This window comes from Sediminispirochaeta bajacaliforniensis DSM 16054, assembly GCF_000378205.1.
In the GTDB taxonomy this organism is placed as follows: domain Bacteria; phylum Spirochaetota; class Spirochaetia; order DSM-16054; family Sediminispirochaetaceae; genus Sediminispirochaeta; species Sediminispirochaeta bajacaliforniensis.
Map to the genome: position 1 here is coordinate 17,360 of NZ_KB899416.1, position 19,643 is coordinate 37,002.

Genomic DNA, 19,643 nt, shown 5'->3' on the forward strand with positions numbered 1-19,643 from the left:
GTACCATGAGAACCATCGGATCAAGCGTTCCTGTCCATGATGCGCAGGCAAAGGTAACAGGTGCCTGCTTGTATACCGACGATTTGGAGCCTGCGGATATCCTTTATGCCAAGTTGCTTTATTCAAAAGAGGCGCATGCAAAGATTGTATCTGTCGACAGCACTGAGGCCGAGGCAATGGAAGGTGTGGTTGCCGTCCTCTCCTGCTTCAATACCACGCCGCGTTTCTACAACAGTGCCAAGCGCTTTGATGAGCAGGAGGTGCCCCAGGATGAGCAGATCTTTCCCCGAATCGTCCAGCATGTGGGCGACAGGGTTGCCGCGGTGGTTGCCGAACGTCCTGAACAGGCTTTGCGGGCCTTAAAGGCAATCAAGGTGGAATACGAGCCGCTTCCTGCTATTTTTGATCCGGAAGAGGCCCTTGCCCTGGAAGATAGTTCCGGATTATATGCGAAGATTTCGACCTCCGGCGGCGATCTCGAAGCCGGCTTCTCCCAGGCCGATGCCGTTTTCGAGGGAAGGAAAGAGACCGAGGCCATACACCATCTCGCCTTAGAGCCCCACTCGGTGATTGCCGAATGCCGGAACGGAAAGAAAGCCACCGTCTGGACCAGTACCCAGACGACCTTTGCGGTAAGGATGCTCCTTTCCGAACTCTTCGGATTTCCCAGAAGTCGAATCAGGGTTGTTAAACCGGTCATGGGCGGTGGATTCGGTGCAAAGATACCGATGATTCTCGAACCCGTGGCCCTTGCCGCGGCGATCAAAACCGGCAGGCCTGTTAAGCTCACCCTTTCGCGAAAAGAGGCCTTTTTTGCCACACGAATGCGGCATGCGTCCAAAACAAGGATCAAAACCGGGGTAAAGAAAGACGGTACCATTGTCGCACAGGATATCACCATACTCTTCAACGGGGGGGCTTACTGTACTCAAAGCATCAACGTCGGTGCAGCTACGGTCCACGATATCGTAAATTGCTTCAGGACCCCCAACATCAAGGTAACGGCGCTTCCCGTGCGGACAAATCTCCCGGTTGCCGGGGCCATGCGCGGTTACGGATCGCCTCAGATGCACTTTGCCCTCCAGACCCACCTCGCCCAGGTTGCGCGGCAGTTGGGGATCGACTTTTATGCCTTTCTCGAACGTAATCTCGTGCGCCCTGATGCGCTCTCTCCCGTGGGAGGGAGAAGTCTCGGAAACCCCAGACCCCTTGATTGTCTGCACAGGGGTGGGGAGCTATTCGGCTGGAAGGCCAAAAGCGCATTGCCCAGGGAGGTCGGAAAGAATCGCTTTCGCGGTGTCGGTATCGGGGTCGGAACCCATGGGAATGGGGTCTTCGGTGCTCATCTTGACTATACCGGTATCAGGGTCCGGATGAACGAGGACGATACGGTGCTTCTTTTTACCGGTAGTCACGATATGGGCAACGGATCGGTAACGGTCCAGAAGATGATCGTCAGCCAGGAACTCAACGTTCCTCTGGAGCGAATTGAGGCGGTGGAATCGGATACCGAAAACTGTCCCTACAACCTTGGCGACTATGCCAGCCGCGGCGTCTTTGTCTCTGCCGAGGCGGCAAGGAGGGCAGCCATTTCTCTGCGGGCTTTAATCCTCGAAAAGGGAGGGGGCCTGACCGGTCGCCCTTCGGCAGAGCTCTCCTTGGGGACCGAGGCCCTTTTGGGAGCTGATGGAAAGGCCCTTATGAGCCGGAAGGATCTGTTTCGGCGGATCAATCAGGAGTTGCAGCAGGATCTGGAGGTAACCGAAAGCTGGGCGAATGCGGCGGGACGTACCTCCTACGGCGTCCATTTTGCCGAGGTTGAGGTCGACGGTAACAGCGGGGAGGTTGATATCCTCTCCTACGTGGCGGTCCACGATGTGGGTAAGGTCTTGAACCGACAGGGTATTGAGGGGCAGCTCGAGGGTGGGATTCATATGTCCACGGGCTACGCTTTGAGTGAGGAACTCCGTTTCGATGAAAAGGGTGCCGTGGTAAATGGTTCTCTCGGACGTTACAATATCATTCGTGCGAGTCGGATGCCGAAAGAGCTGATTGTCGATTTCATCGAAGAAGGGGAAGAACCTGGCCCCTACGGAGCAAAAAGTATCGGCGAATGCGCTGCTGTTCCCGGGGCTGCGGCGATTGCCAATGCTGTTGCGGACGCCCTTGGGGTCGAGGTCGACCACATCCCCCTTACACCGAAGCGGGTACTTGCCCTCCTTTCCTTAAAGAACGGCGATGATATATGTCCGGCTTGATTGGTGAAACGATTCACTTCCGGGTCAACGGCATTGAGCGGGAGGTGAATCCGAAACAGGGAATGAGCCTGATGCGTTATCTCCGTGAAGAGCTGGGGCTGACGGGTACAAAGTGCGGATGTCAGAGTGGTGACTGCGGCACATGCAAGGTGCTCGTGGATGGTCGGGCGGTCAATTCGTGCACCCTTGCTCTGCGGAAACTCGAAGGCCGGGAAGTCGTTACCATCGAGGGGCTTGCCCCCGATGCCACCCGTCCGGGAAGTACCCTTCATCCCGTCCAGCAGGCCTTTATCGATGCGGGGGCCATACAATGCGGTTTCTGTACGCCGGGGATGATTATCACCACGGTGGCCCTTCTGTCCCGTAACCCCGACCCTTCTTCTGGTGAAATACGCAAAGCCCTCGATGGAAACCTGTGTCGCTGCACCGGATATCGAAAGATTGTCGATGCTGTTTTACTGGCCGCGCGGTATATGCGTGGCGGAGCACAAAACACTGAAGAAGGAGGAAGGCCGGCAGGTTCTAACACCATTGCCCTCGGAACTCCTTCTCCGGTTCGGGACGCTCGGAAAAAGGTAACCGGTCGTCTTTTGTATACCGGTGATCTCAATTTCCCCGGCATGCTGATCGGAAAAATCCTCTATGCACCGGCCGCCCACGGCCTGATTACCTCTATCGATACCAGCCGGGCAGAGGCCCTTCCCGGCGTCCGGGCTGTGGCGAGCTTTGCGAACAGTCCTGATAAGCCCTATAACAGCCATACCACCCTGCCGTTTCAGAAGGTTCCCAAAAATGAGCGCATATTCAACCGTCACTTTCGCTTTCATGGCGACAGGATCGCGGCAGTTGCCGCCGAAGATGAGGCAACTGCTCGTAAGGCCCTCGGCCTTATCGAGATTGAATGGGAACCATATCCCGCAAGTCTCACGATAGAGGATGCTCTTGCTCCTGGTGCCGAACCCATCCATGAGGGCGGAAACCTCGCCGATACCATACGTGAGGAAGGGGGAACTCCATCCCCAAAGCGGGGAGAACGGTACGAAGGTGTCTTTCGGCTGCCGAGGGTGACCCATGCCGCACTGGAACGGCACATCTCCATCTCCGATTTCGACGGCGAACGGCTTACCGTCTATTCTTCCTGCCAGAACGTCTTTTGTTACCGGGCCATGCTCGGCGAACTCTTCGAGCTGCCTCTCAATCGGGTCAGGGTTATCAAACCTGCGGTCGGAGGCGCCTTCGGGGGAAAGTCCGAGATGGTGAGTGAGCCGGTTTCCTCCCTCCTTGCTCTTATGACCGGAAGACCGGTAAAAGTGGAGCTCTCACGGAAAGAGGTTATGTGTTCAACCAGGACCAGGACCTCCGGACGAATCGAGCTTTCCATGGAAGTGGACGAGGACAACCGTTTTATATCCCACAATTATCATGCCTATCTGGATCGCGGCGCCTATTTCGGCAGTGCCTACGACCTCGGCTATGCCCTGATGGATAAGGCCTTTCGGCTCTATCGCGTACCCAGGATCGATACCTCCGCCGCTCTCGTTTATACCAACAATCAGGCTGCCGGGGCCGTAAGAGGATATGGTAATCCCCAGATAAGCTTTGCCCGGGAGGTGCTGATCGACCGCATCTGCCGGCAAAGGGGGATCGATCCCATCGAATTCCGGATAAAAAACCTGGTCCATCCCTGGGACCGAAACCCGGCAAACGGATACTCTCTGGGCAACTGCCGGATCATCGAGTGTCTTGAACTGGGGGCCAGACTCTGCGGCTGGGAAGAAAAGCGAAAGAGATCGGATTCAGGAACCATTCGCCGGGGAATCGGCCTGGCATGCGGGGTTCACGGCTCGGGGATACACCCGGGATCGGTGGATTACTCGACGGCAGGGCTGAAGATGAATGGCGACGGAACAGCCTGCCTCTCCATTTCTGCCCATGAAAACGGTCAGGGCAGTAGCGTGGTCATGGCAAAGATCGCCGCCGAGGTCCTCGGCATTCCCGAGACCTCCATCAGTCTGGTAGAGACCGATACCGAGACCACCTGGTACGACAACGGAAGCTATGCAAGCCGGGAGACCTGGGTCTGCGGCGGTGCGGTGAAGCGGGCCGCGGAATCGGTGAAGCGGCAGCTGACCGAAGAGGCTGCTGTTATGCTTGGCTGCACGGTGGGGGAGGTTGTCGCTCAGGCGGGATGCTGCAGAAAGCGGACAGGGGGACCCGATGCTCTACTTAGCTATGGAGATATCATTACCTATGCCCGTTCTCACTACCCCTATCATGATATCAATGCGGTGGAAAGTTACGCCTCGCCCATGGACCCCGGCTCCTATTTTGTCAACTTCGCCGAGGTCGAGGTCGATATGGAAAAGCGGACGATCAAGGTTCTCAAGGTAACCGTTGTTCACGACTGCGGCACCATCATCAACCCAATGCTTATCGAAGGACAGGTAGACGGCGGTATGCATATGGGACTCGGTTATGCCCTCTGCGAAGAGCTTCTGAGCGACCGGCAGTCGGGAAAACAGCTGACGACAAGTTTCAAGCAGTATAAGATGATTCCTCCGGAGGCTATGCCGGAGGTTGAACTTCGGTTTCTCGGAGGAAAGGAGCCGCTTGGGCCTTTCGGCGCCAAGGGAATCGGAGAAGCCACCACTGTTGCTATTGCACCTGCGGTGGCTAATGCTGTTACTTCCGCCACCGGGTTTGAAATATCATCGTTACCGATTCGTTTTCCGGCTCTGATAAAATGAAAACATGGTTATTCCAATAGAAATGGTAACCATGTTTTGAAGCATACTCATGCGAAGATGACTGAGAAGGAAAACGGGCATTCCCCCTGAAACGTACAAAAGCCAGTTATGCCATCGGCAGCACTAAGGATCCCACGATGACAATGCATAGAGTCAAAACAGATACTAATGCGCTACCGAGTGTGTAGGTTTTTAGCCCCCCGGTCACCGTTAGTCCTGCCAAGTTTGTCGTCACCCAGAAGCCACTGTCATTTACATGACCGATACTGATTCCTCCTGCCAAGGAGGCCAATGCGATCCATACAGGATGAATGGCAATGCTCGGCGCAACCGAAGCCATTAAGGTCATGGTTGTGATTGAAGCTACGGTACCGGACCCTTGTGCAATACGGAATATCATGGCAATACAATAACTTAACAGGATTACGATCAATCCGGCGTTGGCAGTGTGGCTAATATGTTCCACCAGGAGTGATCCTATTTGTGTTGCCTTGATGACATTACCAAAACTACCGCCGGCACCGGTAATCAACAAAACAATTCCGGCTGCTTTGGTTGCCTCTGCTGCAGATTTGTTCATCTCATCCTTCGCCATCGATTTTGATGCTACAATGTAGGCAAAAATCACGCCAAGGAGTAGAGCGACAATCTTATTACTTATAAATGCCAAGAAACTGGGGAGTTCTCCTGTTATCGCTTTTGTTACCGTACCGCTAAGGATTAATACAATAGGTAATATGATTGGGATGATTGAAAGACTAAATGAGGGTGCGTTTTCCCGTTCTGCTTTTCCCTTGTCGAGGTTAAATAGTTCGCTCTCGTCATTATTACTCTTCCAAAGTCCTTTATCCAGAAGCTTAAAATAGATTTTCATGGCGATAAAAACTACTATCAAGCCTATGGTTCCACCAAAAAGTACCATGATTCCCAGATCGAAGTTGAATATGCTGGCGGCTGCCAGTGGGTTAGGGGTGGGGGGAACCAAGGTATGTGCAGTTGCTGCTCCGATTACCATGGCTCCGATGATGTACGGAAAGGGCTTTTTTGTTTCTTGCACCAAGGCAAGGCCAAGTGGAATAAGAATAACAAAGGTCACATCGTAGAATACCGGTATGGAGAGCAGAAAAGCGGTGAAGCCTATTGCATAAACAGCATTTTTTTCTGATGTTGCTTTTACCAAAGTAGTAGCAATTACCTTGGCTCCGCCCGAGTCTGAAAGTAATTGGCCTAAAATCACTCCAAAACCAATCGATAAACCGATTCCTGCCATGAGACCCCCAAAACCGGAGCCAATTTGGTTGACTGTTTCGGCTAATCCGAGTCCGGAAGCTATGCCCATATACAAGGCTCCGACAATTAAACTAATAGCAGGGTTCAGTTTTAACTTCAGGATCAATAGTAAGATTACAGCTATTGCAATAGCTAAATTTATCACCAACATAGTGGAAGATACCATTGAATTTCTCCTTAAATTCGTCTTTACAGATCGAGATCGGAGGCTATGCCCATTACATGCGTGACTATTCGTGCCTCAAGGGTATCGACTATCTTTCGGTGTGGCCGTGGATAGTCGATACAGCCATGTTTTCTATTCTAATCTTTCTTTTACTCGCTCCTCGGCCTTACTCATTTCATTGTTGAACGCGGCATTACGTAGCTCTTCGAATTTCACAAGTCCGCTTTTTTGCTCTTTTTCCCATTCCGTTGCAAACATGCCTGAGGTTATTTTTTCATACTGAGAAACAATAAATTTTTGTATGAACGACTTGTCGGTTTTTGCAAATCCGGTTAATTGTCCGAACTGGCTGGTATGAGAATGAAACGGAAGTTGCTTGAAAAGCCCGATGTCCGCCGCTTTCTCCATCATAACCGCGGGCTCTTTTGAGAGGTACATTTCCATCAGGACAGCTTCTTCTGGATGCCCCATTTCCACCTGGTACTTATACACTTCAGTAAAAACAGCATAGATCAGCGGCCATGTGGCTTGTTCCGCCATAAGATCAAGATAGGTTTCGTCGTTAAAGGTGACTTGGATCGCTCCCTTTTTGGTTGAGCCGATTGCTTTGGCCAGAGCCAAAGTAATATCCCAGGCCGAACCTGAAGAATCTTGTTGCACGGCGACAAAAGTGGGAAACCCTTCTCCGCTTTGATAGAGCTCTCTTACTCCACGTCCGATCATCCTCGGTGCCACCATGATAACATCGACTTCATCCGAAGGCTGAATATGCTTGAATGTAATATTGTAGCCGGAAGAAAAGTTGATAACGTCACCCTTTTTTAGATGAGGTGCTATCTTTTCTTCGTAAATTTGCGGTGCAACTTCATCGGGAATCAACAGGAACAGAATGTCCGCTTTAGCAGCTGCCTCATCAATGGAAAAAACAGGAAAACCATCTTTGTTTGCAGTGTTCCAGGATTCATCATTTCTACTGCCTACAATAACGTTTTTGATACCGGAATCACGTAAATTCAGCGCTTGCGATCTCCCCTGATTACCATATCCGATAATTGCTATCACTTTCTTTTGTACTAAATCTACGTTTGCATCTTTGTCGTAAAAAATTTTGGTCATGAAACGCTCTCCTCCTATTCGTTGTTTCGTGTTTTGTTGATCAGATATCATAAAATCAGACATCTGATGTAATACTAACAGGGGTTTTATTATAACGCAAGTTTTTTTTACTGTTCCGAATCCTGGTGGTATACATGGCGTTATTTTATGCCAATGCTTGCGTTTTCATGGTACGCCTTTCGATAGTGGTATCGTGGTTAACTTTTACACCGACATATAGGCAGCTATGACTTTACCTATATGCTGCAAACAATTAATATGACGTTAATAATAGGACAAAAGGGGGAAATCTTTTGCGCTTAGCTGATAGTGTGTTGCAAAATGTACCGCGCATGATGAGCCAGATGAGTGCCGGTGGCCTCTTTCTTACCACGAAAACGAAGAAATTAAATACGATGGTCATCGGATGGGGAGGAGTTAATGTTTACTTTCGTATCCCAATATTTATCGTGCCTGTTCGATACTCTCGATATACGCATGAGCAGATGGAAGAGTCGCAATACTTTACCGTCAGTGTACCACGTGCCGGTTCATTAAAACATGCATTAGCATTTTGCGGATCGAAGTCGGGAAGGGACTTTGACAAGTTTACAGAGTGCAATTTAACTCCTCTTCCCGGAAGGCTCGTGGATGTTCCGATCGTCGGAGAGTGTCCTTTGCACTATGAATGCGAAATTATGTATAAGCAGCACATGGTTCCTGAAAATTTGAACGGAACACTCGATGCAGAGGTCTATCCGGATTCCGATTACCATACATTTTATTTTGGAAAGATTCTTTCATGCTATGTGAATGACTGATAGTCTTTTTCGAAAGGTAGTATGCCTGAGTAGCGTAATCCAAAGGTATCATATACAATAAGCGTTGCAATGATTGATTATTTTCTATAGTAATGGGGCTTTATGGATAGTAATAGTTGGTTATCAAATCCAGTTGAGAAGGGTTCGGTTTCCAGGATTGTTTTAGAGAGAATTAAAGAAGCATTAATAAATAAACAGTTGCGGCCGGGAGATTTCCTACCGACGGAGAACGAGCTTGCGAAGGGTTTTGGAGTAGGAAAGTCCAGTATAAGAGAAGCGATTAAAATGCTGGAAGCCATGGGAGTGGTAGAGATCAGGCGGGGCCAGGGAACTGTCATACGCGAACATCCGGATCAACATAATGTTAATTCATTGGTTTTTCAGTTGCTTCTTCAGGAAGGTGATGTTCAGGAGTTGATAGATCTCCGGGCAATGTTTGAGGTTTCATATACCACAGTGGCCATGCATAGGGCCACTGTGGAAGATTTGCAAGCAATTAAGCTGACAATCAACGATTTTGAAGCTAAAATAAAAAAGGGAGAGCATGAACTGGAAGATGACCTTGCTTTCCATCGTGCAATTTTAGCGAGTACTCATAACGTTTATATCATCAAGATTGGCGAAACGATTTTGCAACTTTTTCGCTCATCAATTCGTAAATCGGTAGCTCAAACGCCAGAAATCGCTTTAGATGATCATAAAAGGATATTCAAGGCTTTTTGCGAAAAAGATGAAACAGCAATCAAGACGATTATTTATGATACATTAGAGCGATGGCGCGAAAATCTTAGTTAGAAGCCATTACAAAAGAATGGCTTTTATCATGGAAACGGTAGAGGATAGAGAGTATGGAGACCGTCACTCTGAAGTATGATACACTCTAAAAGTGAAATCCCTCTCCGATCTTCAGGCAACCCGCCGTCCCTTCTTTCGGGCGGCAGTGGCTATTTTGATTCTTCTCCTCTATCTCATTGCCTTTCTTTTATTTATATCCAGGAAGCCTCTGCCTGAAGATTACCAGCTCATACGTCGATATGGATGGCATTTTCGCTTACTTTTAGTGGCGGCCGCCGCCAACTCGATGCTCCTTTTCTTTTCCACCGGTCGGGACCTCTTGACAATGTTCCGTATCGCTCTTTTTTTTCTCATTGCTTATCCTCTTGGACTCGGCGACGAGATAAGCGTGCTCATGCTTTTTTCGCTTCTTACCGAGATAGCGTTGTATCACCCTTTTCGTAACGCGGTAATCTACATGCTGCTCTCTCTTCTTGTCGCCCTTGGTTTGGGGCGTGCCGGTTCGGCCTTTTATCTTACCCGGGCTGCCACTCCAATGCAGAGCAGGCTGTTTATCGGTATCATTGCCTTCCTTTATGCCTCAGCCCTGCTTACGGCCCGCTGGGCAATAAGCACGGAAAGCTCCCTGGTCGGCAAGGTTCGGCACCTCAACAGCGTCATAGACAGGCTGTCGGAGGCAAATCTCGATTTCCAGCGCTATGTCCACAGCGTGGAATATTCGGCCGTTAATTCGGAACGGCGACGGCTGAGTCGGGAGATCCATGACAGCGTCGGCTACTCTCTTACCAATATCCTGATGACCCTGGAGGCGGCCAAGGACCTCATGGAGAGCAATGGCGTTAAGGCACGGGATGCCCTGGACCGTTCCATTTCCGAGGCCCGAAGCTGTCTCGAAGAGACCCGCCGGACCATGCGGCGCATACGCTCGGAGGAACTTCGGGAAACGGTAGGATTGCAGGCCATTGCCCACCTTACCCGTTCCTTCAGCGAAGGTACGGGCATGCACATTTCAGTGGAATACGGCAATGCTCCGGAAAGTTTGGGGGCGAAGCTGGACCTGGTACTTTTCCGCATCGTGCAAGAGGGGCTTACCAATGCCTTTCGACACGGCATGGCCTCACAGGTCCGTATCACCCTGTGGGTGGAGGAGGGGGTGCTTCTTGTGACGGTGAGTGATAATGGAAAGGGGTCGGAGGAGGTTGTCGACGGCCTGGGTCTCAGCGGCATGCGGGAACGGGTCAAAGGGGTGGGGGGCAGTGTCGATTTTCGCTCGGGGCCGGATGGATTTCGTGTTCAGTCGATGCTTCCCCTGGATCAGAAGGAGTAGACTATGGCGATGATACGAGTTGTTCTGGTGGATGATCAGCTTCTTTTTGTGGAGAGCCTGAAAACAGTTCTCGATTTTCGTGCCGACGACATTGAGGTGGTGGGAACCGCTCACAACGGGGAGGAGGGGCTTCAGGTCGTCCGTGACACCCATCCCGATATCGTTCTTATGGATGTAAGGATGCCGGGGATGGACGGGGTTGAGACCGCCCGCCGCCTTTCCGCGGAGTTCCCGGGTATCAAGGTTGTAATGCTCACCACCTTCGACGATGACACCTATGTCAGGGAGGCGATGCAGTACAATGCCGTGGGTTACCTGCTGAAAAATATCCCTCCTGAGGATTTGATCGGTTCCATCAGGGCCGTGGGCAGCGGAAATATCCTCCTTTCCCCCGATGTTGTGGGAAAAATTCTCGGCAGGGAGGAACATGCACCGGAGCCTTCCCCTGATGCGGGAGACTTCACCGTTGGGGACTTTAGCCGCAGAGAGCGTGAGGTCCTCTATTTTATTTCCCGGGGCATGGACAATACCGCCATTGCCAATAGACTCTTTATCGCGGAGCAGACAGTAAAAAATCATATATCGAAAATCTACGCAAAGCTGGAAACACGTGATCGTTTCAGGGTCGCCGAGATCGGTCGCGGCCTTCACCTTGAGCACTACTGTTCCTACCTCGACTGACCCTTTCTTCCTGTTCGGCTGCCGGCCGCTTTCTCTTTGCTGGTGAATTCCCCTCTCCTCCTACCGGAGGATGGTACCAAACCGGTACTTCGGTACTATTGCCTCCTGACCATACCGGCCCTACCATGGAAAACGGAAAAAAAGAATTGTTTAAGGAGGAAAGAACGTAATGAAAAAGCTAGTCACACTTTTAGTCGTATCGCTTTTTGGCCTTACGGCACTGTGGGCCGGTGGACAAGGAGAATCCGCGGGAGCTTCTTCTGCCCAGTCCGCCCAAACCACAGCACCTGTCACCATCGATTTCTGGACCACTCAGACCCAATCCGACCGGATGGCTACCATCCAGGTGCTTATCGACACCTTCGAAGCCCTCAATCCCGAGGTGACCATAAAGCTGGTAGCCGTTGATGAAAACGACATGGCCACCCAGCTCAATACCGCTGCGGCATCAAATACCCTTCCCGGAATGATCGAGTGCGCCGCCGAGAATGCCGTTGCCTTCGGCAGCGAGGGGCTTCTCGACAGCGAATCGATTACGCATCTTATCAATTCCATTGGTAAGGATAAGTTCTACGCGGGACCCTTGGCCTTAAATGAAAGCAGCACAAAGGGCAGTTACTACGCTGTTCCCTACCATGGTTGGGTTCAGGGAATCTGGTACCGGGCCGACTGGTTCGAGGAAGCGGGTCTTAATGCTCCTTCCACCTGGGATGATATTCTTACTGCGGCAAGGTACTTCGACAAGCCGGATCAAAACCAATACGGCATCCTCGTCGGCACCAAGGCAGATGCCTATACCGAACAATGTTTCACCCAAATCGCTATGGCAAATGGTGCTCAGCTTTTCGACGGAAACGGTAATCTCATCTTCAATTCGCCGGAAATGAAAGAGGCTGTGGCGTACTATGCCGAACTTGCCAAGAATACCCCGCCGGGACCCCAGGGGTGGCGTGCCAGGGACTACTACCTTCAGGGGAAAATGGCGATGTTCTTCTATTCCAGCTATATCATGGATGATTTGGCCATCGAAGAGAACGCCAAGGATTCCCTGACCGGCGACAATTTTGCCGATCTCGAAGGCAAGAATTTCGATCCCGAGCTGGTAACCAATACCCGTCTCGCTTCGACCATCACCAATACCCAGGGCGCAGGCTACGGAACCATCGTCAGTCTGGCCATTCCCAAACACGGTGATGCGGCAAAGGCCGCGGCAGCCGAAAAGTTCATCCGCTATCTTTTTACCCCCAATGCCTACATCACCTGGCTTCACATGGCCCCCGGGGGTATGAATCCCGTCCTGAAATCGATCGCCGCGAACGAGCGCTTCCAGAACGATCCCAAGGGCATCTTCAAACACTACGGCAAGGAGAAGATGGAAGAGATCATCAGCGGGCTGGATAAACCTTCAGCATCGTCGACGGCAAACGGATGGCTGCCGCAAGCTCCATCTACTCCAAGCAGATCATTCCCCAAATGATCTACAAGATTACCCAGGAAGGAATGGCGGTGGATGCGGCCATGACCTGGGCCGAAGGCGAAATGAAGAAACTCATGGAATAGTCTGATGGAGAGGGCTGCAACTTAGCCTTCCCCTGTTCAGACAGAAAAAGAGTACGACTTCGCCGAAGATGCGATATATAGATTCGGCGGAGTCGTCTTTACCCCGGAATACAGGATGCAAAGCATGAACGGAGCAAATCTACTATCGTCCAGTGCCCTTGATCTCAAAAAGCGGGAGATATTGCTCGGATGGGCCCTTGTGCTGCCTGCGGTAGCCGTTATCCTCTCCCTCATTCTCTATCCGATCGTTTATAACATCTATCTCAGTTTTTTCGACGTACGGCCCATGGCCGCAAACACCTACGTCGGGCTGGAAAACCATCGGAACGTGGTCACCGATCCTACATTCTGGCATTCGGTGCTTACCACCCTTCTCTATGTATTTTTCACCACCATAGGAACCACCCTCATGGGGCTTATCGTGGCCCTCGCCATGAACCGCCCATTTCCTCTCCGGGGACTTGTGCGGTCGCTTATCCTCTTTCCCTATGTGGCTCCGGTCATCTCGGTGGTCTTTGCCTGGCAGTTTATCTTCGACCCCGTCAACGGCATTTTCATGGATATCACCTACGAAAAGCTGGGCCTTTTTTCATCACGATTCAACCTGATCGGATCGCCGTCAACCGCAGTGTGGGTGGCCATCATCTTCAGCATCTGGAAGAACTTCCCTTTTTCCTACCTCATGATCCTCTCCCGGCTTCAGGCCGTCGACGCGAACCTCTACGAGGCATCGGAGATCGACGGGGCCTCGGGCTGGCAGAAGTTCCGCTATATCACCTTTCCCGAACTCTACTTCGTCATGGGGGCCATCGTTCTTCTGCGTGTTATCTGGAATTTCAATAAATTCGAAGAGGTATTTTTGCTTACCGAAAACGTGAAGGTTCTATCGGTCTATACCTATTTCAAGGCCTTTGTCGGTACCATGGAGCTCGGACAGGGCGCCTCACTGGCGGTCATACAATTCCTACTGCTTTTGGTCTTCATTCTCTTCTACGTCAAGAGGGTACTCAAATGGTAAAACGAACAAGTCCGATCAGAAAAATCCTCTTTTTCCTTTTGGTGCTGGGCATTGTGTTTTTTAGCCTTTTCCCTTTTTTTCAGATGCTTTCGACGTCTCTGAAGTTCCCTGCCGAATGGGGGGATCCCTCGCTTATTCCCAAACATATCAATCTCGACGCATATAAGGAGCTCTTGAATATTGGCCAGGGAACCAAGAATGTCCCTGAATCGGTACGTACCCTTTTGGAAGAGACCCCAAATCTCACCACGTCCCAACGCAAGGCAATTTTAGACAAATACAAGAGTACCGGCGATGTTTTTCCTTTTATTACCTATTTTCTCAACTCGCTGATACTCTCATTTTCCGCCGCCTTTGTGACCGTGCTGCTGGCCATACTCGGGGCATACTCCTTTAGCCGGCTTCGCTATCCAGGACGGTCCCTTATTCAGCGGGGAGTGCTCTTCGTCTATATGTTCGGAGGCATCCTTCTGCTTATTCCCCTCTATCGGATGTTCGTAAACCTCGGGTGGGTCAGTATCCCATCGGGAGCTTTCCTGAGCTTGCTCATCATCTATATCGTCCAGACCCTTCCCGTTTCCCTTTACATGCTGGGAAACTACTTCAGGACCATCCCCTTTTCTATCGAAGAGGCGGCCATGATCGAAGGATCAACCCGTTTCGGTACCATCTGGCGTATCATCATTCCCCTCTCCATTTCCGCAATCGTGACGGTCTTTATTTACTGTTTCATGATAGCCTGGAATGAGTACCTCTTTGCCTCGGTCTTCCTGAAGAATTTTCGAGACCTCTACACCCTTCCCATGGGGCTTAAGGCCCTGATCCATAGCAAAAACGCCATCTGGGACAGGATCATGGCCGCATCGGTGCTCACTGCCACGCCGGTCATCGTTCTCTTCATGACCGTTCAGAAAAACCTTGCCGGAGGCATGACCGAAGGAGGGGTCAAGGAATAGCTCTTTCCTTTGATTGCGAGTATCCCCCGGCTTCGGTTTCGAAACCGGGGGCGCTTTTAGTATTTGCTCGATTCCGCCCAGAGGTTGATGCCTCCCTCCTGGGCCCATCTGTCGATCTCGGCAAGCTCGTCGCTGGAAAAGGTAAGCTTACCCACAATTTCGGCATTTTCTTCGATCTGCTTCGGGCTGCTTGCCCCGATCAGAACCGAGGTCACCTGGCTGTTTCGCAGGTTCCAGCTCAGCGCCATCTGGGCCAGGGTCTGGCCGCGGGCGGCGGCAAGCTCGTTGAGTTTTGCGATGTGGCTAAGGTTTTCCCTGGTCAGGAGCGAGGCATCCAGGGCCGTATTGCTCTTTGCTGCCCGGGAGCCTGCCGGAATTGCCTTGAGATATTTATCGGTAAGCATTCCCTGAGCCAGAGGACTAAACGTGATGCAGCCCACACCCTCTTCTTCCAGGGCGGCAAGCAGCTCTTTCTCAATCCAGCGATTGAGCATGGAGTAGCTGGGCTGATGGATCAAAAGGGGCACGCCCATGCCACGGAGAATCGATGCCGCCTCTTTCGTTTTTTCCGCACTGTAACTGGAAATTCCCGCATAAAGGGCCTTCCCCTGTTTCACTGCCGAAGCCATGGCTCCCATGGTTTCTTCAAGCGGTGTCTCCGGGTCGAAACGATGGCTGTAGAAGATGTCGACATAATCGAGACCCATCCGGGAAAGACTTTGGTCCAGGCTTGCGAGAAGATACTTTCTGCTACCCCAGTTCCCGTAAGGGCCCGGCCACATATCGTAGCCTGCCTTGGTTGAAATGACCAACTCGTCTCGATAGGGGAGGAAATCCTGCTTGAAGATCTTCCCGAAGTTTTCCTCCGCCGATCCGTAAGGCGGTCCGTAATTGTTTGCCAGATCAAAGTGGGTGATTCCGAGATCAAAGGCACGGTGCAGCATGGCCCGCCCATTCTCAAGGGTATCAACCCCGCCGAAGTTATGCCAGAGGCCCAGACTTATGATCGGCAGCTTCAAACCGCTTCTACCGCAACGGCGGTACTCCATCCGTTCGTATCGTTTTTCGTCTGCTTGGTAATTCATTCTTTCAATATATAAAAAAGCGGGAAAGCGGACAAATTTGCATGTAGTGTCCGGAATCGTGGTGGTGATATATCCTTTTTACCGAGATTACTCCAAATCGGTTGACGGATTGTCTTCAAACATTGGAGAATAGCCACCCGCAGGAGGATAGTACATGAAACGAGAAACATGGGGTAGCAGGGCAGGATTTATCCTTGCTGCTGTCGGTTCCGCAATCGGTCTGGGAAATATCTGGCGATTTCCCTATATGGCCTTTGAAAACGGAGGGGGTGCTTTTCTTATCCCCTATTTCTTCGCCTTGGTTACAGCAGGAATTCCTATTTTGATTCTGGAGTTTTCCCTCGGGCATAAAATGAAGGGGAGCGCTCCCTTTACCTTTGCAAAACTTAACAGAAAATGGGAATGGCTTGGTTGGTGGCAGGTGTTTATCAGTTTTGTCATCGCCGTCTATTATGTGGTTATTGTAGGCTGGGCCATCAGCTATGTGGGCTACTCCTTTACTCTGGCGTGGGGTGATAAGACGGTTGCCTTTTTTACAGGAGATTTTTTAGGTCTCACCGATAGTCCCTTTCACTTAGGGGGCTTCCGATGGGGAATCGTTGCAGCAACCCTTTTCGCATGGCTTGTAAGTTTTGTTGTGCTCTACGCAGGTGTAAAGTCGGGAATTGAAAAGGCTAACAAGATCTTCATGCCACTTTTAATTGTTATTCTGCTGATCGTTATGGTTCGCGGCGTTACCCTTCCCGGGGCCGCAGACGGCCTTGAACGGCTCTTTCGTCCTGATTTCAGCAAGATGCTCAGCGGCAGGGTCTGGATTGCCGCCTATGGTCAGATCTTTTTCAGCCTGAGTATTGCCTTTGCCATCATGCTCACCTATGCAAGCTATCTCCCGGAGAAGTCGGATATCGTCAATAATGCCTTTATGACGGGATTGCTGAATTGTGGTTTCAGCATTCTTTCGGGGATCACCGTGTTTAGCATTATCGGCTTTATGACACAGCAGGCGGGGGGACAACTTCCTGAAAAACTGAGCGGGGTCTTTCTTGCTTTCGCCACCATTCCCCAGGCAATCAACCAACTCCCGACAATGAGTGTCCTCGTGGGAATCCTCTTTTTTCTCTCTTTGACCTTTGCCGGGCTTTCGTCGTTTATATCGATTAATGAGGTCCTTGTCTCTTCTTTTGCCGACAAGCTTAATCTTCCCCGGAAAAAAGTGGTTGTCGGCTATACCCTCATTGCAGGCCTGGTAAGCCTTGTATTTACCACCGGCGCCGGGCTGTATATTCTCGACATCGTCGATCACTGGGTCAACAACTTTGGCGTCGTATTGTCTGGCTTGACGGAGCTTATCTTTATCGGTTGGATCTGTAAGCTCATTACGTTACGTGATCATTTCGAGCCCGTTTCCGACTTTAAAGTAGGCATGTGGTGGGAGTTGACCGTTAAGTTCGTCACCCCTTTTGTTTTAGCCGTTACCGCGGTTCAGGGCTTTATTCAGGAGTTTACCAGCCCCTATGGTGGTTACCAGCTTGGACCGCTTATCGCATACGGTTGGGCCGTTGTATTGCTCATCGTCATCTTGGGTGTCGTCTTCGGTAAAACAAAGTGGGCCGATCCCGGAGCCTTCGCACCATCGAAAGCAAAGAGCTAAGGAGGATATATGTCTATTGGAGCCATTATTTTTATGATTTTCGGGCTTCTGCTCACCTGGGGTGGGGCCGCAGTTTGTATTTCCATTGCATTGCGCAAGAGGAATTTGTAGATTCTGGGAATACATGAACCAGTGGGGACGGACACGTTCCGTCCCTATTTTTTTACCATGGAGCGTACTGAAAATGAAATCGTACGACATTGCCGCATACCCTGCATCAAGGCTTGCCACCTTTGATGTTGGGACCATTGCCCGCAGACGACATGATATTGCGGGGCTTATCGAGGTTGATGTCACCCTTGCCCGGCAGAGGATTCGGAAACGTATCCGATCAGGGGAAGATATCAGCTTTATGGCATGGTTTCTCAAGGTTTTAGCCAAAACCTTAGAAGAGTATCCGCACATGCATGCGATCAATGCCAGGCGATGCCGACAGGTGCTGTTCCACGATGTCGATATCTCGCTGCCGATTGAGCGGGAGCTTGAGGGAAAGCGGGTGCCTCTTGTTACCCTTGTCAGGCACGTCAACAAGAAGACAATAGAAGAGATCGGCAGGGAGATCCGCTGTGCAGCCAGCAAAAGCATCGACAGTGAAAAGGACTACATTCTTTCAGACGCAGCGAGAAAACGGGGGGCGTGGAAGAGCACGCTCTTTTATCGGTTTCCCCAGTGGCTTCGAATGATCGTCTGGAAAGGTATCATGAGGAATCCCTTCGTCATACAAAAACATATGGGTACGGTCATTGTGACGAATGTCGGAGGAAGCGGGCGTTTCCCCGGATGGATTATTCCCAAGACCATACACAATCTTTGTGTGGGCCTTGGATCGATTACAAAAAAACCGTGGGTTGTGGGCAATGAGATTGTTGTCAGAGAGATCCTCCACATGACTTTATTGTTTAATCATGATGTGGTCGACGGAGTCCCTGCAGCGCGTTTTTCAGGAAAACTGACGGCCCGCCTCGAGCAGGCTGACGAGTTGTAGAAGTGTAGAAGATTCCCTGCACGAAAATAATGAAGCTCAAACCGCATTGGACGATTTTTTATGGTATACTTTTTTCTGAACACAAAATGTATGGAGGAAGGTACGTGCCATGTCCCGTTCTCTGCGATTTCCCCAGATCGAGCAGCTGCTGCTTGACCACCCGGAAGGCCTGCATCGGGCAGAGATCGCCCGACGCCTTGGCGTGCATAAATCCACCATCGGCCGGGATATCACCCTGCTTACCAGCCAGCTGCCCCTGATCGAAGAATCCGACGGCCGTATCCGCCTGGATCGCCACGGCTATCTCCACACCATTCACCTTACCATGCATGAGCTTGAGGCGCTTCATCTTTCTGCCAGACTCTTTTCCAAGGTAATGCGATTTCCCTTTCCCCATGCCTCGGCTGCCCTACGTAAACTGGCCGATGCCCAGGGGCGGGTAAGCCCGGCCCTGGCAGCTCGAATACGGGATACCGCAGAGGAGCTGGATGAATTTATCTCAGAATCTTCGGGAGATTACGATGCCTACCGGCAGGTGATCGAAGAGCTCGGCATTGCAATATCCGAAATGCGACCGGTGAAGATCAGCCATTTTTCCCGGGAGAAACAAAGTACGAGACAATTTCACCTCTTTCCCGTTACCCTCGAACCCCATCCCGAAGGCAAGGCCGTCCATCTCATTGGTTGGGACCTGAATGCCTGTCCGCCTTTTTTCCGCACCATCAAAACCGAACGGATCGAATCGGTAATGCTGGGGCCCCCTGATCCTGAGCTTTTTGCCGGCATCCCCACCGAACGCATGATGGCAGGACTCCGCAACGCCTGGAGCATCTGGAGTACCGATGCTCCTCCCATTCCGGTACGGCTCTGCTTCTCTTCGGTGGTGGCGGACCGGGTTGCCGAGACCCAGTGGCACAGCAGCCAAAAGCTCGACTACCTGCCCGACGGACGTCTCATCTGGTCCGCGCTCATCGCCGAACCCAAAGAAATGTACCCCTGGATCCGCGGCTGGGGTCCCGATGTCGAAATCCTCGAGCCCGAAGACTTACGCCTGCGACACAGAAGAGATTTTGAACGCGGGGTCGCGCTTTATGCCGAAAAGGGGACAACGGATGTGTAGGAGCTTTCCTTTCCGCAAGAAAAAAATTGCAGAAAACTATTTTGGGTTGCGGTAGATGCAACGGGGGTGGGGGAGAATGTTATCAGAA

Annotated in this window: 16 protein-coding genes; 13 read left to right on the top strand and 3 right to left on the bottom strand. The window is 51.2% G+C overall.

What is annotated here, in order from left to right:
• Nucleotides 1-5 precede the first annotated feature (5 nt).
• Both F459_RS0111375 and F459_RS22235 read left to right on the top strand, forming a co-directional pair.
• Nucleotides 6-2,258 (top strand): xanthine dehydrogenase family protein molybdopterin-binding subunit, encoded by a 2,253-nt coding sequence (locus F459_RS0111375; protein ID WP_020612844.1) that lies wholly within the window; start codon nt 6-8, stop codon nt 2,256-2,258.
• Complete coding sequence (locus F459_RS22235; protein ID WP_020612845.1) at nt 2,246-5,005, top strand: molybdopterin-dependent oxidoreductase; 2,760 nt, start codon at nt 2,246-2,248, stop codon at nt 5,003-5,005. The genes F459_RS0111375 and F459_RS22235 overlap by 13 nt, the downstream gene beginning before the upstream one ends.
• Before the next feature lie 106 nt (nt 5,006-5,111).
• On the opposite strand, the gene F459_RS0111385 is transcribed toward F459_RS22235, so the two are convergent.
• Together F459_RS0111385 and ilvC are read right to left on the bottom strand one after the other, a co-directional pair.
• Nucleotides 5,112-6,461: a GntP family permease gene (locus F459_RS0111385; protein WP_020612846.1), complete on the bottom strand. Its 1,350-nt coding sequence runs from the start codon at nt 6,459-6,461 to the stop codon at nt 5,112-5,114.
• 132 nt (nt 6,462-6,593) lie between these two features.
• Nucleotides 6,594-7,640 (bottom strand): ketol-acid reductoisomerase, encoded by a 1,047-nt coding sequence (ilvC, locus tag F459_RS0111390; RefSeq protein ID WP_081623725.1) that lies wholly within the window; start codon nt 7,638-7,640, stop codon nt 6,594-6,596.
• Nucleotides 7,641-7,870: 230 nt separating this feature from the next.
• On the opposite strand from ilvC, the gene F459_RS0111395 reads away from it, so the two are divergent.
• The 7 genes from F459_RS0111395 (at nt 7,871) to F459_RS0111425 (ending at nt 14,714) form a co-directional block, all read left to right on the top strand.
• Nucleotides 7,871-8,377, top strand: coding sequence for a flavin reductase family protein (locus F459_RS0111395; protein WP_211214006.1), 507 nt, complete (start codon nt 7,871-7,873; stop codon nt 8,375-8,377).
• Nucleotides 8,378-8,479: 102 nt separating this feature from the next.
• Complete coding sequence (locus tag F459_RS0111400; protein ID WP_020612849.1) at nt 8,480-9,172, top strand: FadR/GntR family transcriptional regulator; 693 nt, start codon at nt 8,480-8,482, stop codon at nt 9,170-9,172.
• 91 nt (nt 9,173-9,263) lie between these two features.
• Nucleotides 9,264-10,499 (top strand): sensor histidine kinase, encoded by a 1,236-nt coding sequence (locus F459_RS0111405; protein WP_020612850.1) that lies wholly within the window; start codon nt 9,264-9,266, stop codon nt 10,497-10,499.
• Between the two features lie 3 nt (nt 10,500-10,502).
• Nucleotides 10,503-11,180, top strand: a complete 678-nt coding sequence (locus tag F459_RS0111410; RefSeq protein WP_020612851.1) for a response regulator transcription factor — start codon at nt 10,503-10,505, stop codon at nt 11,178-11,180.
• 169 nt (nt 11,181-11,349) lie between these two features.
• Nucleotides 11,350-12,657 (top strand): ABC transporter substrate-binding protein, encoded by a 1,308-nt coding sequence (locus tag F459_RS22995; protein WP_245540160.1) that lies wholly within the window; start codon nt 11,350-11,352, stop codon nt 12,655-12,657.
• Between the two features lie 207 nt (nt 12,658-12,864).
• The gene (locus tag F459_RS0111420) at nt 12,865-13,758 is read left to right on the top strand and encodes a carbohydrate ABC transporter permease (protein ID WP_013253660.1); all 894 of its coding nucleotides are present in this window, start codon (nt 12,865-12,867) and stop codon (nt 13,756-13,758) included.
• Nucleotides 13,752-14,714 (top strand): carbohydrate ABC transporter permease, encoded by a 963-nt coding sequence (locus F459_RS0111425; protein WP_020612852.1) that lies wholly within the window; start codon nt 13,752-13,754, stop codon nt 14,712-14,714. Before F459_RS0111420 ends, F459_RS0111425 begins: the two co-directional genes overlap by 7 nt.
• A 56-nt stretch (nt 14,715-14,770) precedes the next feature.
• Here the strand turns inward: F459_RS0111425 and mgrA are convergent, their stop codons facing one another.
• A complete protein-coding gene (gene mgrA, locus F459_RS0111430; protein ID WP_026295000.1) occupies nt 14,771-15,799 on the bottom strand; it encodes an L-glyceraldehyde 3-phosphate reductase in 1,029 nt (342 codons plus the stop codon).
• A 154-nt stretch (nt 15,800-15,953) separates the two neighbouring features.
• Between mgrA and F459_RS0111435 the strand changes: the two genes are divergently transcribed.
• The 4 genes from F459_RS0111435 (at nt 15,954) to F459_RS0111450 (ending at nt 19,555) form a co-directional block, all read left to right on the top strand.
• Nucleotides 15,954-17,450, top strand: coding sequence for a sodium-dependent transporter (locus F459_RS0111435; protein WP_020612854.1), 1,497 nt, complete (start codon nt 15,954-15,956; stop codon nt 17,448-17,450).
• Between the two features lie 9 nt (nt 17,451-17,459).
• Nucleotides 17,460-17,561: a MetS family NSS transporter small subunit gene (locus tag F459_RS23935; RefSeq protein WP_020612855.1), complete on the top strand. Its 102-nt coding sequence runs from the start codon at nt 17,460-17,462 to the stop codon at nt 17,559-17,561.
• 73 nt (nt 17,562-17,634) lie between these two features.
• The gene (locus F459_RS0111445) at nt 17,635-18,435 is read left to right on the top strand and encodes a 2-oxo acid dehydrogenase subunit E2 (RefSeq protein ID WP_020612856.1); all 801 of its coding nucleotides are present in this window, start codon (nt 17,635-17,637) and stop codon (nt 18,433-18,435) included.
• Nucleotides 18,436-18,544: 109 nt separating this feature from the next.
• Nucleotides 18,545-19,555: a helix-turn-helix transcriptional regulator gene (locus F459_RS0111450; RefSeq protein WP_020612857.1), complete on the top strand. Its 1,011-nt coding sequence runs from the start codon at nt 18,545-18,547 to the stop codon at nt 19,553-19,555.
• The last annotated feature ends 88 nt before the right edge of the window (nt 19,556-19,643 follow it).

Excerpts from the sequence above, each read along its gene's own strand:
- F459_RS0111445 (WP_020612856.1), top strand. The coding sequence starts at position 17,635 with ATGAAATCGTACGACATTGCCGCATACCCTGCATCAAGGCTTGCCACC.
- F459_RS0111435 (WP_020612854.1), top strand. The coding sequence starts at position 15,954 with ATGAAACGAGAAACATGGGGTAGCAGGGCAGGATTTATCCTTGCTGCT.
- F459_RS0111400 (WP_020612849.1), top strand. The coding sequence starts at position 8,480 with ATGGATAGTAATAGTTGGTTATCAAATCCAGTTGAGAAGGGTTCGGTT.
- F459_RS0111375 (WP_020612844.1), top strand. The coding sequence starts at position 6 with ATGAGAACCATCGGATCAAGCGTTCCTGTCCATGATGCGCAGGCAAAG.
- ilvC (WP_081623725.1), bottom strand. The coding sequence starts at position 7,640 with ATGTCTGATTTTATGATATCTGATCAACAAAACACGAAACAACGAATA.
- F459_RS0111425 (WP_020612852.1), top strand. The coding sequence starts at position 13,752 with ATGGTAAAACGAACAAGTCCGATCAGAAAAATCCTCTTTTTCCTTTTG.
- mgrA (WP_026295000.1), bottom strand. The coding sequence starts at position 15,799 with ATGAATTACCAAGCAGACGAAAAACGATACGAACGGATGGAGTACCGC.
- F459_RS0111410 (WP_020612851.1), top strand. The coding sequence starts at position 10,503 with ATGGCGATGATACGAGTTGTTCTGGTGGATGATCAGCTTCTTTTTGTG.
- F459_RS0111385 (WP_020612846.1), bottom strand. The coding sequence starts at position 6,461 with ATGGTATCTTCCACTATGTTGGTGATAAATTTAGCTATTGCAATAGCT.
- F459_RS22995 (WP_245540160.1), top strand. The coding sequence starts at position 11,350 with ATGAAAAAGCTAGTCACACTTTTAGTCGTATCGCTTTTTGGCCTTACG.
- F459_RS23935 (WP_020612855.1), top strand. The coding sequence starts at position 17,460 with ATGTCTATTGGAGCCATTATTTTTATGATTTTCGGGCTTCTGCTCACC.
- F459_RS0111450 (WP_020612857.1), top strand. The coding sequence starts at position 18,545 with ATGTCCCGTTCTCTGCGATTTCCCCAGATCGAGCAGCTGCTGCTTGAC.
- F459_RS0111420 (WP_013253660.1), top strand. The coding sequence starts at position 12,865 with ATGAACGGAGCAAATCTACTATCGTCCAGTGCCCTTGATCTCAAAAAG.
- F459_RS22235 (WP_020612845.1), top strand. The coding sequence starts at position 2,246 with ATGTCCGGCTTGATTGGTGAAACGATTCACTTCCGGGTCAACGGCATT.